We start from the raw sequence: 14694 nt of genomic DNA on the forward strand, positions 1-14694 counted from the left end.
CATCAACATTGGATTACTATGCGCCTCGCAAAATACCTCGCCCAATGTGGCATAGGCTCACGCCGTGAAACCTGCCGTTTGGTTGAGGCAGGGCGCATCACGCTCAATGGCCACATCGCCCGCCACACAGATCCTATCCATTTAGACGAGTCATTAAACTGCCTCGATAACATTGAGCTTGATGGCGCGCCCATCACTAAAGCTGAAACACTCGCCTATTGGATATTTAACAAAGCTGTGGGCACAGACTGCCGCCTGCTGGAGCAAGATCAAACTAGCCTTATACACTTGCTTCCTAAAGTACCAAGACTCTATCCCGTCGGCAGGCTCGATAAAGATTCTCGCGGCCTGTTGCTGTTAACTAACGATGGTGAGCTAACCCATAAACTGATGCACCCCAGTTTTTCCCACAGCAAAACCTACCATGTGCGCCTCGACAGGTCATTCACTGATGATTTTGTTGAACAAATGGCCAGTGGAGTACGTTATAAAGACCTGCAAACCCTGCCCTGCCACGTCCAGCGACTTAGTTCGGACAGCTTTGAAATCGTACTGACTCAAGGACTGAATCGACAAATTCGGCGTATGTCCAAGGCGCTCGGGTATCGCGTTATCGATCTTGAGCGTATTGCCATAATGACACTGAATTTACGCGAATTAGCATTGGGTGAGTTACAAGAAGGCCAAATGCGGCCATTAACAGAATCGGAAGTTGCAGAGCTAAAAGCAGTACTGGCGATAAAATAAATAGATGGTTGGTTGGGATATTACATTAAGCAAGTAGTTGTTAATCTTCTGCCCCAAAGCAAGATCTTAGAGCCTTCCAAGTTTAGTTTGAATGCTTTAATCAAAATCAAAGTCGTAGGGCTTCACCCCACACCCGACCAAGGAGGACTGCTCGTCCTATCCTCCTTGGATGCTCCAAGATGCCCCCAACGGAGTTGAAAGCCCCTTGTGCTCATTGACAAATTTGCTATCGCTTCCGAAGGATGCGTCCCTGCACCTGCGAAAGCTAGTCGGTCATCCATGACCGAACTCACGCACTCTTTATTAAATCAAGAGCTCTATTCGCCCTGCGGCAACTCCGAGGGGAGGTGTATTCCTTGGAGTTTTGAGTCGTTAGATAGCGATTCATCAGCAAAAATAAGCGCGAAAAATGAGAAAGCTAAAACGATATCAAGTAATTACCCACCAAACTGTATAAAAAACAGCTACCGCAAAAAAGCAAATTCCTATAGCATCATTTATACCAATTGACATGGATGCGGCAGTGGCCATATTTAAGATTGAGTCAACAAACGATTTATGCCCTGCAAACAGCGAAGCGCATAAATACTAAGCCGTTAACCGCTATCGTAGTAGAGAATCATGTACATACCTAAGAATCTTGAAGTAAAAGATCCATTAGTAATCAGTGAGCTAATAGCTGAAAATGGATTTGGAACACTAATCAGTGCTGATCTAACTGCTACACATTTACCACTCATTTACGAACCGGATGATAAAGGGCTTGGTTTTCTATTTGGTCACTTTGCTAAATCAAATACCCATTGGGAAATTGCTGAGAATCAGAGGGTTTTAGTTATTTTTCAAGGGCCACATGCCTATATTTCACCAAGTTGGTATGTAACTAAACCAGCTGTACCAACTTGGAATTATTCAGCGGTTCATTGTTATGGTTACCTCAGTATTCTTGATGACGATGAGAATCAGCAGGTTATGGCTGAACTTATTGTTAAATATGAACCTGAGTTGTTAAATAACATTGATATTATGCCTGCTGATTATCAGTTAAAGCTTCGTAGCGGTGTTGTCGGATTCAAAATTGCAATTGACGAGATTCAAGCTAAAGAAAAATTAGGACAACATCGCAAACCAGAAGATCAAAAGGGAGTATTTGCGAGTTTACAAAAATCTAAGGATTTAAATGCTGCCAGTTTATGTGCTTACATGGAAAAGAGAAATGTTGGTACAGGCAGTTAACAAACCGTGTTATTCGGCCCTTAGACGCTCACAAGTTCGCGAGTATACGCGGAGCGTTAATCCATAGTAATTTTAATCCGAAACTGACGAGTTAGAGCAAAGTGTCAATCACGTTTATGTCCAAAAGTATGTTGCGTAATCTTTTTCAATCCACAGGTTACGTTAACACTAAAAAGGTGAGCCATGGTGATTTGCGAGACGACCGTCCGCCCCATGGACGGGGCGGTCGAGCATCCACGGATGGACTTGCTGCGTGTCGGTGAGCTAATGCCATGGCAAGCCTATCAAAACTGCTACCACAAGCGATTACACAAAAAATAGCGGTAAACCCAGTAAGTGTTTATCGCTATTTTATTATCTGTTATGGCTGTCAAAGAGCGCTTAAATGCTAGTAATCCGAATAACGCTAGGCCGCACCATTGCTGGTGCGGCAATGGCTTACTTAACGATTTCCATCTCAGCTAATAAATTGTCGGCATGATCTAAATACTTCATTACCCACAACATATAGCGGCTATCGACTTGGATAGAACGGTTAATGTTATCGTCATACGCCCAATCACCGATTATGCTTTCATACACACCATCAAACAATAAACCGACTAACTCAGCGCGGCCGTTTAAAGTGGGTGAACCTGAGTTACCGCCGGTTGTGTCTAACGTCGACAGGAAGTTAACCGGTACAGAATCGATGGCTTTCACATAGAAATCACCGTATTGCTTTTGCTTAATCAGCGCTAACTCTTTTTTCGGTGCATCGAATGGCTCAACCCCTATGTCCTTTTGCACTATGCCTTCAAGGCGAGTGAAGGGCAAAGCTTGTAGACCATCTTTTGGCGAGTAGCCTTTCACATGACCAACCGTAACACGCAAGCTTGAGTTTGCATCGGCATACACAGGCTTACCTTGCTCTAGATTATAGGCAATGATGGCATCCATATATTGCGGACGCACTTTCATCAGCTCGCCATCCAGTTCTTTTTGTTGCTTTTCTTCAGCCATATCAGTGTCGTACATAGCGACAGCGAATTGAATAAACGGATCTTTAGAGGCTTTAAAATCGGCAACCGATTTATCCATCCACGCCAGACGCACGTCTTTTTTGCCTAACTCAGTTTTGGCATACATTTTATCCAGCGTTTTCGAAAGCTTAGCTTCGCTGAACTTTTTATCGATACCAAAAGCTTTATCCAATGCTGGTAGACGTTTGTCCTCTGGCAATGCGGCGTAGCGTTTTAACATATCGAACAGCACGGCTTTATCAACACTTGGCGCATAACGACGGTCAATACGTTCCATGCTGGCTATTAGACGCGGCATATCTCGCTCTTGAAAACCTGGTTCACGTTGTATATCAGGTAGTTGTTTCTCATTCGCTAAACGATATAAATCGCGTGCTGTCGGTAATAGAGTGGTATTGCCGATGTAACTTAGCAGCATGTCACGCTCTTGATGCGCCTTGCCTTTAGCAATTAACGCGTCTAATTGCGCTAAGGTTTTGCCGTATTTCGCTTCACGCTTACTGTCTTTAGCTATCCACGCTGCAAGCTCTGCTTCACGGGCTTTACGGTCATTCAACATGGTTGATTTGCCGTAAAACTCAATCATTGAGGTGAAGTTTTTTGCGTAATTAGCAAGGCCAGCAATTTGGCTCTCGTACTTAATTCGCTCGTCACTGCCCTCTGGAGCGGTATCTTTAATGATCTCAATAAAGCGTTCGCGCAGTAACTTACCTTCAGGATAAGCCCACTCAAATTGATTTTGTACTTCATTGGCGGTGCGATAACGGTTAGTGCGACCTGGGTAGCCAGCCACCATGACAAAATCGCCATCACTCACGCCTTTAGCCGAGACTTTTAAGAAGCTTTTTGGCTCGTATGGCACGTTATCACTGCTGAAATCGGCAGGTTTGCCTGCTTTGGACACATAGGCACGATAGAAAGAGAAATCGCCGGTGTGACGTGGCCACATCCAGTTATCAACGTCGCCACCATATTTACCCACGCTCGCCGCGGGGTTATAAACCAAACGTACGTCGCGAATTTCTAACTGTTTTACCAGATAGTACTCAAGCCCGCCGTGGAAGCTATACACTTGGCAACGGTAGCCCTCTTCTTTTTCACATTCGGCAACTAAGGCTTTTTCTTGATTTTCAACGCCTTGATAAAGGTAGCTACCCACTTTACCTTCAAGCCCGCTTTGTACGCGCTCAGTTACATTGGTCACATCTTCAGTGACATACACGCGAGAGCCTGGCGTGGCAGGTAATTCATCGGCGAAGGTTTTGGCTAAAAAGCCTTCTTCAAGCAGGTTTTTTTCCGGCGTTGAATTGTATTGAATCGCACCATAGGCGCAGTGGTGGTTAGTGACCACCAATCCCTTTGGTGATACGAATGAAGCGGTACAGCCGCCAAGGCTTATTACGGCGTTCATCGGGAATTGCGTCAGTTTAGAAATTGATGTTGCATCAATTTCTAGCCCCTTTGCTTTTAGCTCATCGGCCATAGCAGGCAATTGGTGGGGCTGCCACATACCTTCGTCAGCCTGAGCGCCAAAACTGGCGGCTACGGCAACGGTGAGTAACCATTTTTTCATTGTGTTAAGTCCATTTTATATAAATGAAGCCACGCGCAAGCTGGGCTATTTTATGGTGTTAATCTTGTTGTTTTAATTTTAAATATTTAGCGTAAAACCCTGTGATAACGCGCTTTAAAGCCTAAAAAGCAAAAAGTCAGGCACAGGGCCTGACTTTATCACATTGAGCACACGCTACAACAGACTCAGACAAATTCGCTTACAAAGCAAATACATCTCATCAAAGTTACCTGATGGCATTCGCTAAAGCTACCTCTTCTAATCGCCAATTAATGACAATCAGTTAGATAGCAACAAATAGCTGGGCACCAATAATCACGGCGCCCAATAAACCTGCCAAGGCTAACGCACCTACACCACCAGATACTTGATAACCACCCAGTTGTAATTGACGTTGGCGCAGCGCCATCACAATGGGTAAAAAGATAATCATCACCACCAATGGCACAGCAGCAAATCCGAGTACTGCCACAAAACCTTCTGGTAGATACAAGGCACACAATACTGGCGGAACAAAGGTTAATAGCCAAGTCTGAATCCGGCCTACAAATGTTTCTTTAGCGCGGGTCAACTCGGCGACAAAATCATACAAGCTTAAGGTAACCCCAAGAAATGAGGTCACTAGCGCTAAATCAGCAAATAACGAGATACATTTGCTGATCCAAGGCGTATGAGCAATCTCTTGCAATGCGGTGATAAGCATAGGTAATGAACCTTCAAATCCATTAATGTCATACCCTCCCACTGTGCCTAACGTCACCAATAACCAAAGCACATAACACACCAGCGGAATGGTCGAACCAATTAATAATACTTTACGCAGAGATACCGCATCACCATCGAGATAGCGCACTAGCGTCGCAATACAAACGTGGAAACCAAAAGAGGTAAATACCACTGGAATCGCCGCCATCCAACTGCTGGTCATCGACTCGGCAATAGCGCCTGTTGCCATGCTGGCAATACTGACTTCAGGCAATAAAAATAATACGACGACCACCAGCAATAGAATCATTAACGAAAATAAGAAACGTGAAACTTTATCAACCCAAGCCACTCCGAGCGCCGCAAACCCGCCAAGCACTAAGGTGAATATCAGTACTGCCGCTTGATTATCAAGTGCGATATCAAACATATTTTTCGCTTTAAGCACTAATAGCGATGACCCACCCGTGAGATAAGCCGCTGTCAAAGCAAATAATAAACTTAAAAAAGAAGCGCCTTGAATTATCTGGCCTTTTTTACCCAGTAATTTACCGGTAATAACATGTAAATTATCACCTACACCAGTGCGTAAGTTAATTTCAAGCATAAGCAATGAGGTATAGGCAGATACGCCCCAAATAACCACCAGTAATACTAACGCCGGAATAATACCTAAGGCTGCAGTAGCAAGAGGTAAAGCTAACATACCTGCGCCAATGGCCGTCCCGGCAACAATGGCGACTGAACCTAACATTTTTGGATTCACACAATAGTCCTGTTCAATGATTAATTATTATTTTATTTAAATTTTAGTTGAGTGTTATCTCAGTAAGATTTGAACCGATAACCTCTATGCCTTAAAGCAAACTAAGCGACATATCACCTAAAGCATCCAAGCGGATCTGTGCATAACGGATCAATTGGCCCCAATAGCTTTGAATGTTTCAATCCAGTCGCCATTGAGGCTAACTAAATCGAGCGCTGAAAAATGGCATGAGTTTCAATGGTGATTATCCAAATTAACAAACCGATAATGATATCGATTAAATAAATTGTTTGGGACATTAACAGAGCCAAACCCAGTGGGCAAGCCAGTTGTGAACAAAGATGAATGGCATTAAATACAGTAACAAGCTTATAGCGAGGCGATAAACGAAAAAACACAAACTTGCCATCATTTAACCCACTTTCATCCACTTCCGCTTGAAAGCGCATTTCACTTAGGTATAATGCCCGCCTCGCTTCGGGGGAGTAGCTAACTGGATTTCGAGCCATCGTCATCTAGGGTGAACATCAACATACTTGGCCATACGCCATGGTGTTCACAGCAAATCAATGATTTGCCCGGCAAGACCTGAGCATGATAACTGCACCTAGGGGTGGACAGTTTATTGTGCTTATGTCTTAACCACCCCTAAAGGATCACACTTGGAAGCCCTACTCTCCTCAACCTTTACGGTTGCCATTGCCGAAATTGGTGATAAAACTCAATTACTCGCCCTTATACTCGCTGCGAGATTTAAGAATAAAACTGCGATTATTTTAGGCATGTTTTTATCGACTCTAATCAACCATTTTGCCGCAGCTTGGCTTGGCCAATGGGCGATCAATTGGGTCAGCCCAGATGTCGCACGTTATTTAGTTGCCGCATCGTTTTTTGCCATCGCCCTTTGGGTATTAATCCCCGACAAAATCGATGTAAAAGAGAGCCGTTTTTATAAAATGGGCCCATTTTTAGCCACCTTTATCCTATTTTTTATCGCCGAGATGGGCGATAAAACACAAATCGCCACGATAGTGTTAGCCGCAAAATACGATTCATTAACTATGGTGGTTGCTGGTACAACCTTAGGTATGTTGCTTGCTAACGTACCGGTAGTGATTGTGGGGCATTTCAGCGCCGATAAATTACCCATGCTATGGATACACCGTGCCTGCGCGATGTTATTTGCTTTATTAGGGGTAGCGACCTTGTTTGTCTAAGAGCTGCATAATTCAAGTAAGTGGAGATAAAACATCGCCATTTAATTTTTTACGTTTTCAGACCTAACCGTTTTGCGAGTCGATGTAAATTACCGGTATCGACTTGCAAGACTCTGGCGCACATCGCCCAATTTTGTTGATTGGCAGCTAAAACTTGACGGATAAGTTGACGCTGATAAGCCTCAGTTGATGCCTTAAGCCCTAGTATTGTGGTATCTAATAATGACGATTCGCGAAATTCGGCCGCTATTGCAGATGGGGCCTCAATGGCTTGCACCACGGGCACGACTTGCACCGCTGGATCATTACTCACATTAACTTGGGGTTGAATAACCACAGGATCAAACTGAAAATGTTTATCACTTAAGCTGATATACGCGGTTTTTAATTCGGCTTTAGCTAATACTGCAGCCCTGTGTATCGCATGCTCTAATTCGCGCACGTTACCCGGCCAGGCATATTGTTCTAATAATAACTGTGCTGATGGCGTGATACTCACATGGGTAAGCCCCAACTTCGTCTTACAGCGTTCCAGAAAAAAACCTGTGAGTAGCACAATATCTCGGCCACGCTCCCTCAATGGCGGAACATGAATAGGAAACACACTTAAACGATGATAGAGATCAAAGCGAAAGCGGCCCTCTGTCGCCTCTTGATGTAAAATACGGTTAGTTGCCGTAATAATCCGAGTATTTACTTTTAGACTCTTATCGCTGCCTACCCGCTGTAATTCACCAAATTGTAAAACCCTCAATAATTTTGCCTGTAAACTTAAAGGTAACTCGCCAATTTCATCTAAAAATAAAGTGCCATTATTGGCTAATTCAAACTTGCCTTGTCTGTGACTAATCGCGCCAGTAAACGCGCCTTTGACATGCCCAAAGAGTTCACTTTCAGCAACGGATTCTGGCAGTGCTGCACAATTTAAATAGATAAGGGGCTTATCGGCTCGCGTCGATTGATTATGTATCGCCGCTGCGACTAACTCTTTACCTACTCCGGTTTCACCAGTGATTAAAACCGATAAATCGGTGTTGGCTACCGCACTAATCTGTTGTTTTAACGATTGGATCTCAGTCGATTGCCCAATAATCTCCTGCTGGCTAGCATGACGATTTAGTACTTCGGTGTCGCTTGATACTTCCACGACTTGAGATTCTAACTTTTGCATTAACAAAGCCGTATTTAAGCTGGCTGCGGCAAGTGCACTGATCACTCGCAGTTCGCTATCACTAAAACTATCAAACTGCTGTGGATTAAAACCGTCGATAGTTAATGCACCAATCAAGCGATCATGGGCGATTAACGGTAAGCCAATACACGCATGCACCTGTAAGTTATCGCTATGATTAGGGATTAACCCATCATATGGGTCAGGTAGTTGGCTATCAGAAGGAAAGCGTACAACATCACCCGCACGGGCAATGGCCTCTAATCTTGGGTGTTCACTAATCTTAAACCGCCGCCCTAACACCTCAGTAAATAGGCCATCAATCGCCAACGGAATAAATTGCTGATCCTTAAAAACCAGTAAGGCTGCTGCGTCACAATTAACCCGGCGCCTTACAACAGCGAGCAAGCGCTCGAATCTATCCTCGGCTGAAAGACCAATCGTTAAATCTAATGCTAATTGGGTGAGATCGGCTTGAACATACATATTAAAGACTCGCGGTATCATAATGACAACAAACACTGTCATTATGATACCGCACTCAATAGTCATAATGACACTGACATTTGCATTTAAATATATAACGGATACATTTCAATTAGTTACGAATTTGGCATGAGAAGTGCAAACTTAAGGGAAGCAGAGAGTTAAGCCGCGGCTATAACATACTGATCCTCTAACGTATCTTTCTTATCTAATAGGTGTATTTATGACAATTCATGTAAAAAACAATATCCACTGGGTTGGTCAACGCGATTGGGAAGTTCAAGATTTTCATGGTACTGAATATAAAATCACCAAAGGCACGAGCTATAACAGTTATCTGATCCGCGAAGAAAAAACCGTGCTAATTGATACGGTTGATCATCGCTTTAGTCAGCAATTCTTACAAAACCTTGAAGCTGAAATTGATTTAAACGATATCGATTATATTGTGATGAATCATGCCGAAGAAGATCACTCCGGCGCGCTAACGGCTCTCATGGCCAAAATCCCTAATACACCGATTTATTGCACTGAAAATGCTGTCGACTCTATCGTAGGTCACCATCACCATCCAGAATGGAATTTCATTACCGTTAAAACTGGCGACAGTCTCGATGTTGGTAATGGTAAGCAACTGATTTTTATTGAAGCGCCAATGCTGCATTGGCCTGATAGCATGATGACGTATCTGACTGAGGATGCGGTTTTGTTTAGTAATGATGCCTTTGGTCAACATTATTGTGATGAGCGTCTTTTCAACGATGAAGTCGACCAAAATGAATTGATGGAACAATGTCTACGTTACTATGCCAATATTTTAACGCCATTTAGCAGCCTAGTAACCGCTAAAATCCACGAAGTATTAAGCTTTAATTTACCAGTAGATATGATTGCGACAGCCCACGGTATTGTGTGGCGCGACAATCCTGCGCAAATTATTCACCAGTATTTGGCTTGGGCTGATGCTTATCAAGAAGACCGCATCACTATTTTCTACGATTCTATGTCAAACAACACCCGTATGATGGCAGATGGCATTGCCCAAGGTATTCATGATGTTGACCCAAATGTTGCAGTAAAAGTATATAACGTTGCCCGCCATGACAAAAATGAAATCCTAGCACAAGCATTTAGATCTAAAGGTATTTTGGTGGGCTCATCCACTATGAATAACGTGATGATGCCTAAAATTGCCGCTATGTTAGAAGAAATCACTGGCTTACGCTTTCGTAATAAAAAAGCCGCAGCTTTCGGTAGTTATGGCTGGAATGGTGGCGCTGTCGATAGAATTCATACCCGTTTAATGGATGCTGGATTTGAAACCTCTGTCGGCTTAAAAGTTAAATGGCGCCCTGATCGTGACGCGATGCAAGAATGCCGTCAACACGGACAACGTATTGCCAAAGAATGGGCATTGCGCCCACTCGACAGCGCAAATAGTCGTTCGATTATCAATCAGGTTATGTCTAAACCTAGTCAAGCCGTTAATCAAAACGCAGCACCTGCCATTACGCCAGCGCCAGTAAAAAATGCAAGCCTTGTAGTGGATGATGCACAATCTATGATTTGTACTGTTTGCCAATGGGTTTACGATCCTAAAGACGGTGAGCCCAATCAAGATGTCGCGGCTGGTACACCTTGGGCACAAGTGGCTGATGACTTCCTCTGCCCTGAATGTGGCCTTGGTAAAAGCGTCTTTGCGGTAAAGAAAAGTGAGGTGAACCATGCCTAGAACTATCGTCATTATTGGTAGTGGTTTTGCGGCGTATCAATTAGTGAAAACGCTACGCCGATTAAACACTGAGCAGGCTATTACCTTGATTACCGCTGACTCGGGTGATGAATACCATAAACCAGATTTAAGCCATGTATTTAGTCGCCAGCAAATGGCGGCAGATCTGATTAAATTAACGGCCGCAGAGTTTGCTACAGAACAACAAATTGATTTGCTCAATCACAGTGAGGTCACTCACATAGACAAAGATCGCAAAGTGGTCTTTTGCACTCAGGGCCGCGAAGTCGCCTATGAGAAGTTAGTGCTCGCTACAGGCGCACGGCCTTTTATTCCTAAAATGAGTGGCGATGCCATTAATGCTATTCATACATTTAACAGCTTAAGCGAGTATCAAGCCTGCCAAGCCAATATACGTAGTGCAGCAAAAGTACTCGTTATCGGCGCGGGGTTAGTCGGAGTTGAGTTAGCAATGGATCTAGCGACTGCGGGTAAACAGGTCTTTTTAGTCGACCCGCAGGCAAGCCTAATGGCAAACTTATTGCCTGAGATGCTAAGCCAAAAACTTGCTGCGGTGTTAGCCAAGCAAGGGGTAACCGTGCAATTACAAACTAGGGTAAGTCAACTGCAACACCAAGATAGCAGTATTGCTGTAAGTCTCGATAACGACCTGCACTTTACTTGTGATGCGGTGATCTGCGCAGCAGGCCTAATACCTAACAGCCAACTTGCGCAAAATGCGGGTCTTGAGGTCAATAAAGGCATCATAGTTAATGAGTACTTACAAACAAGTGATAGCGATATTTATGCACTAGGAGACTGTGCTCACATCAATGGTCAAAGCATGGCCTATTTGCAACCAGCATTACTGAGTGCCAACGCACTGGCAAGCACCTTGTTAAATCAAGCCACTGCGGTGAATTTCCCTGCGATGCTCGTTAAAGTAAAAACCCCCTTATTACCGATGCAATTAGGCGGTATTACGGTTAGTAACGTTCACCGCTGGCGAGTCGATATTGATGCCCAAGGCACCTGTATTAAAGCATTAGATGCAGATGAAATGTTACTCGGATTTATCGTAACAGAAGATAAAATGAAACAAGCTTTTGGATTATTAAAGCAACTCAATAGCCCTAATACTGTGCTCGCTGCAGCTTAATGACGGCGTTGGCATTACCTGATTTGACATTGATTTAGACATTACTTGCCTATTAATCAACGAATGAACGCTATTTAATGGGTGCTATTTAAAGGTAAAAAACCGAGAGTGAATATCACCTCGGTTTTTTCATTTAAGCCATTATATAAGTATGACTAATACTCTATAAACCTAACGCTTGCTTTATACGTTGGCCGTAATCAGCATCGGCTTGGGTGAAATGCCCTACCATGCGTTGCTGCACATCTAAACTCGCCTGGCACAGGGAACCTGAAATAGTCGCTACTAAACGTGCTTTTTCGTCTTCACTAAAGATGCGATACAAATTACCCGCCTGAGTATAATCGTCTTGGTTATAACGACTATAACGCGCAGCCTCACCTTCTAATCGAAGTGGTGGCTCAGTAAAGCTAACCGGTTCCACTAAGGCCGATGGGGTGCTGTTTGGGCCATAGTTGGGACTAGCATCACCACCGGTTTGACTATGACTAAACGGGCATTGTGTACCTGCCATAGCACCGCCACGTTGATGATGATTTGCCTTAGCTGCGTGTGGGCAGTTTACCGGTAACTGGTTGTAGTTAGCACCTATACGGTAACGCTGAGCATCAGCATAGGCAAACAAACGCGCTTGTAACATTTTATCTGGCGAGGCGCCTATGCCGGGCACTAAATTGCTCGGTGCCAATGCCACTTGCTCAACTTCAGCAAAGTAGTTTTGTGGCATGCGATTCAGTTCTAACACACCAATCTCAAGCAATGGATAGTCGCTATGTGGCCAAACCTTAGTTAAATCGAATGGGTTAATTGCGTAAGTATTCGCATCTGCCTCGGGCATAATCTGTACATTGACACTCCAGCGCGGGAAATTACCATCAGTAATCGCCGCTACCATATCGCGCTGGGATGAATCAGGATCAATTCCTTTTAATTTATCTGCCTGCTCATTGCTTAAGTTGACCACGCCTTGCTGAGATTTAAAGTGAAACTTCACCCAAAAACGTTCGCCCTTGGCATTCCATAGCGAGAACGTGTGTGAACCATAACCATGCATCTGACGGTAGTTGGCCGGAATACCACGATCCGACATTAAAATCGTAACTTGATGCATGGCTTCAGGGTTTAGCGACCAAAAGTCCCATATAGCCTGAGGATCTTTCAAGTTGGTCTGCGGATTACGTTTTTGCGTGTGAATAAAGTCAGGAAACTTTATGCCATCACGGATGAAAAACGTTGGCGTATTGTTACCCACAATATCGTGATTACCGCGAGTAGTATAAAAACGTAGACCAAAGCCGCGTGGATCGCGTTCTGCATCGGCAGAACCCATTTCGCCGCCCACGGTAGAGAAACGTATAAAGGTTTCAGTTTGCTTGCCCACACCATTGAAATGGTCGGCAATGGTAAAATCACTTAAATCTTTAGTCAGCGTAAATGTGCCATATACACCGGTACCTTTAGCATGCACGATACGCTCAGGAATACGTTCACGGTTAAAATGGGCCAATTTTTCAATCAGATGCCAATCTTGTAATAATAAAGGCCCGCGCTCACCGGCTGACAGAGAGTTTTGATCGTCTGCAACGGGGGCACCATTTTGGCTCGTTAAGTACTGATTTGTTAAATTCTGTTGACTCATATCTTGTTCCTCAATCTTGATGGGTAATTAACCACGTTTCAATTAGATCATAAACAGTAGCCATGGCTTGTCTCCTTGGCGGGCGACGTGTTGTCGATGGAACAAGAATAGATAATCACCGCAAAATAATAAAGCGATTAAAATAGATTCAAACAATCTGCAAATAAGATTAAACATTATTACGATAAGACAATTAAACGATGGCGTAAGCTAAGCTGCCCCAGAGCTGCGATAAGCGACTATCGAAAATCAAAGGGGCTGGTTAGATACGAGCAAACAGAAGGTATAGATTGGGGTTAAGGAGCGGGTGAGTCGGTTTCACGGTAAAGCTTAATCAAATAATACGTATCAATTAATACGATAAAAAAGTTAACTAAGGCAACGGGATAAGCACTAATTGCGATACCATACGCCACAAATAAAGCTGCGCCGATGAGATTCCACCAGCGTAACTTTTTGATGTTTGACATCATCAGCGAAATTGCTACTACCACCGAAGCTAAATAACCAATCCATTCCCAAATTGTTGCACTATCCATAGCGAATCCTTAATCAGATGTTATTTAGATCAAACGATTGATACGCTACTCACACTACTGGCAGTAGGCTAGTCTATTGCGTTTAGCGTTTAACAACCGCTGCAGTCATACGAGAAATACACGTCAATTCACCCGCACTGTTGTGGATTAAAATTTCCCACACTGAGCTACGTTTACCCAAATGGATAGGCTTAGCTGTAGCCGTTAATACGCCATTACGAGAAGCGCGTAGATGGTTGGCGTTAATCTCTTGTCCAACGCAATAATATTGTTCAAAATCAACCGCAAAATTTGCAGCATAACTGGCAACCGTTTCAGCAAGAGCAACATTCGCGCCGCCATGCACTATGCCCAAAGGATTATGCACCGCCGGGCTTGCTGGCATCGTTGCCTTTAAATAATCGTCACCAATCTCACTAATTTCTATCCCTAAGGTCTGCATTAATGTGCCTTTACCACTCATCCCAGCGTCTAAACGCACACAATCTTCTAAGGTGATGGGTCTAAACCAAATACTCATTGCAACTTCCTAGTCAATAAAACCAATCTGCAGTTTACTGCGAAGTGGATGAAGTTCAACTTATTTACTTTATACTCATGTTATTAACCTTCATGTTATTAACCTAAGTATAAAAGCGACTCAAACTGACTAGGGCTGCAACTACCTACAGTGGCTAAATCAAGCTAAAAGAGACCTAAATC

The 14694-nt window shown here is 43.7% G+C and carries 12 protein-coding genes; 5 read left to right on the forward strand and 7 right to left on the reverse strand.

Features of this window, described 5'->3' with window-relative positions; translation table 11 throughout:
• The first annotated feature begins 18 nt into the window (after positions 1–18).
• Together C9I43_RS11770 and C9I43_RS11775 are read left to right on the forward strand one after the other, a co-directional pair.
• Positions 19–747 carry a 23S rRNA pseudouridine(2604) synthase RluF gene (locus tag C9I43_RS11770; protein WP_107883570.1) on the forward strand — a complete coding sequence of 243 codons (729 nt, stop codon included), beginning with the start codon at positions 19–21 and terminating at the stop codon, positions 745–747.
• A gap of 621 nt (positions 748–1368) precedes the next feature.
• Positions 1369–1983, forward strand: coding sequence for an FMN-binding negative transcriptional regulator (locus C9I43_RS11775; protein WP_076496242.1), 615 nt, complete (start codon positions 1369–1371; stop codon positions 1981–1983).
• A 438-nt stretch (positions 1984–2421) separates the two neighbouring features.
• On the opposite strand, the gene C9I43_RS11780 is transcribed toward C9I43_RS11775, so the two are convergent.
• The 3 genes from C9I43_RS11780 to C9I43_RS18840 all read right to left on the reverse strand — a co-directional run bounded on the left by C9I43_RS11780 (position 2422) and on the right by C9I43_RS18840 (position 6558).
• Positions 2422–4578, reverse strand: a complete 2157-nt coding sequence (locus tag C9I43_RS11780) for a S46 family peptidase (RefSeq protein ID WP_107883571.1) — start codon at positions 4576–4578, stop codon at positions 2422–2424.
• Between the two features lie 283 nt (positions 4579–4861).
• Entirely contained in the window at positions 4862–6037 is a 1176-nt protein-coding gene (locus tag C9I43_RS11785; RefSeq protein WP_181317917.1) for an aromatic amino acid transport family protein, read from the reverse strand.
• A gap of 215 nt (positions 6038–6252) precedes the next feature.
• Positions 6253–6558 (reverse strand): hypothetical protein, encoded by a 306-nt coding sequence (locus tag C9I43_RS18840; RefSeq protein WP_146157136.1) that lies wholly within the window; start codon positions 6556–6558, stop codon positions 6253–6255.
• Between the two features lie 153 nt (positions 6559–6711).
• Here C9I43_RS18840 and C9I43_RS11790 point away from each other — a divergent pair, with 153 nt between their 5' ends.
• A complete protein-coding gene (locus C9I43_RS11790) occupies positions 6712–7266 on the forward strand; it encodes a TMEM165/GDT1 family protein (protein WP_107883573.1) in 555 nt (184 codons plus the stop codon).
• Between the two features lie 49 nt (positions 7267–7315).
• Here the strand turns inward: C9I43_RS11790 and norR are convergent, their stop codons facing one another.
• The gene (gene norR, locus C9I43_RS11795; protein ID WP_258191894.1) at positions 7316–8965 is read right to left on the reverse strand and encodes a nitric oxide reductase transcriptional regulator NorR; all 1650 of its coding nucleotides are present in this window, start codon (positions 8963–8965) and stop codon (positions 7316–7318) included.
• Positions 8966–9146: 181 nt separating this feature from the next.
• Here norR and norV point away from each other — a divergent pair, with 181 nt between their 5' ends.
• Together norV and norW are read left to right on the forward strand one after the other, a co-directional pair.
• Positions 9147–10655, forward strand: a complete 1509-nt coding sequence (gene norV, locus C9I43_RS11800) for an anaerobic nitric oxide reductase flavorubredoxin (RefSeq protein ID WP_107883574.1) — start codon at positions 9147–9149, stop codon at positions 10653–10655.
• Positions 10648–11814 (forward strand): NADH:flavorubredoxin reductase NorW, encoded by a 1167-nt coding sequence (gene norW, locus C9I43_RS11805; RefSeq protein ID WP_107883575.1) that lies wholly within the window; start codon positions 10648–10650, stop codon positions 11812–11814. The genes norV and norW overlap by 8 nt, the downstream gene beginning before the upstream one ends.
• Before the next feature lie 163 nt (positions 11815–11977).
• Here norW and katB read toward each other — a convergent pair whose 3' ends face one another.
• The 3 genes from katB to C9I43_RS11820 all read right to left on the reverse strand — a co-directional run bounded on the left by katB (position 11978) and on the right by C9I43_RS11820 (position 14512).
• Positions 11978–13453, reverse strand: coding sequence for a catalase KatB (gene katB / locus C9I43_RS11810; protein WP_107883576.1), 1476 nt, complete (start codon positions 13451–13453; stop codon positions 11978–11980).
• A gap of 296 nt (positions 13454–13749) precedes the next feature.
• Positions 13750–13992, reverse strand: a complete 243-nt coding sequence (locus tag C9I43_RS11815) for a YgjV family protein (RefSeq protein WP_107883577.1) — start codon at positions 13990–13992, stop codon at positions 13750–13752.
• Between the two features lie 82 nt (positions 13993–14074).
• A complete protein-coding gene (locus C9I43_RS11820) occupies positions 14075–14512 on the reverse strand; it encodes a PaaI family thioesterase (RefSeq protein ID WP_076496223.1) in 438 nt (145 codons plus the stop codon).
• Between the last annotated feature and the right edge of the window lie 182 nt (positions 14513–14694).

Origin of the sequence: Shewanella morhuae (assembly GCF_003028295.1) — a bacterium.
Taxonomy (GTDB): Bacteria; Pseudomonadota; Gammaproteobacteria; order Enterobacterales; family Shewanellaceae; genus Shewanella; species Shewanella morhuae.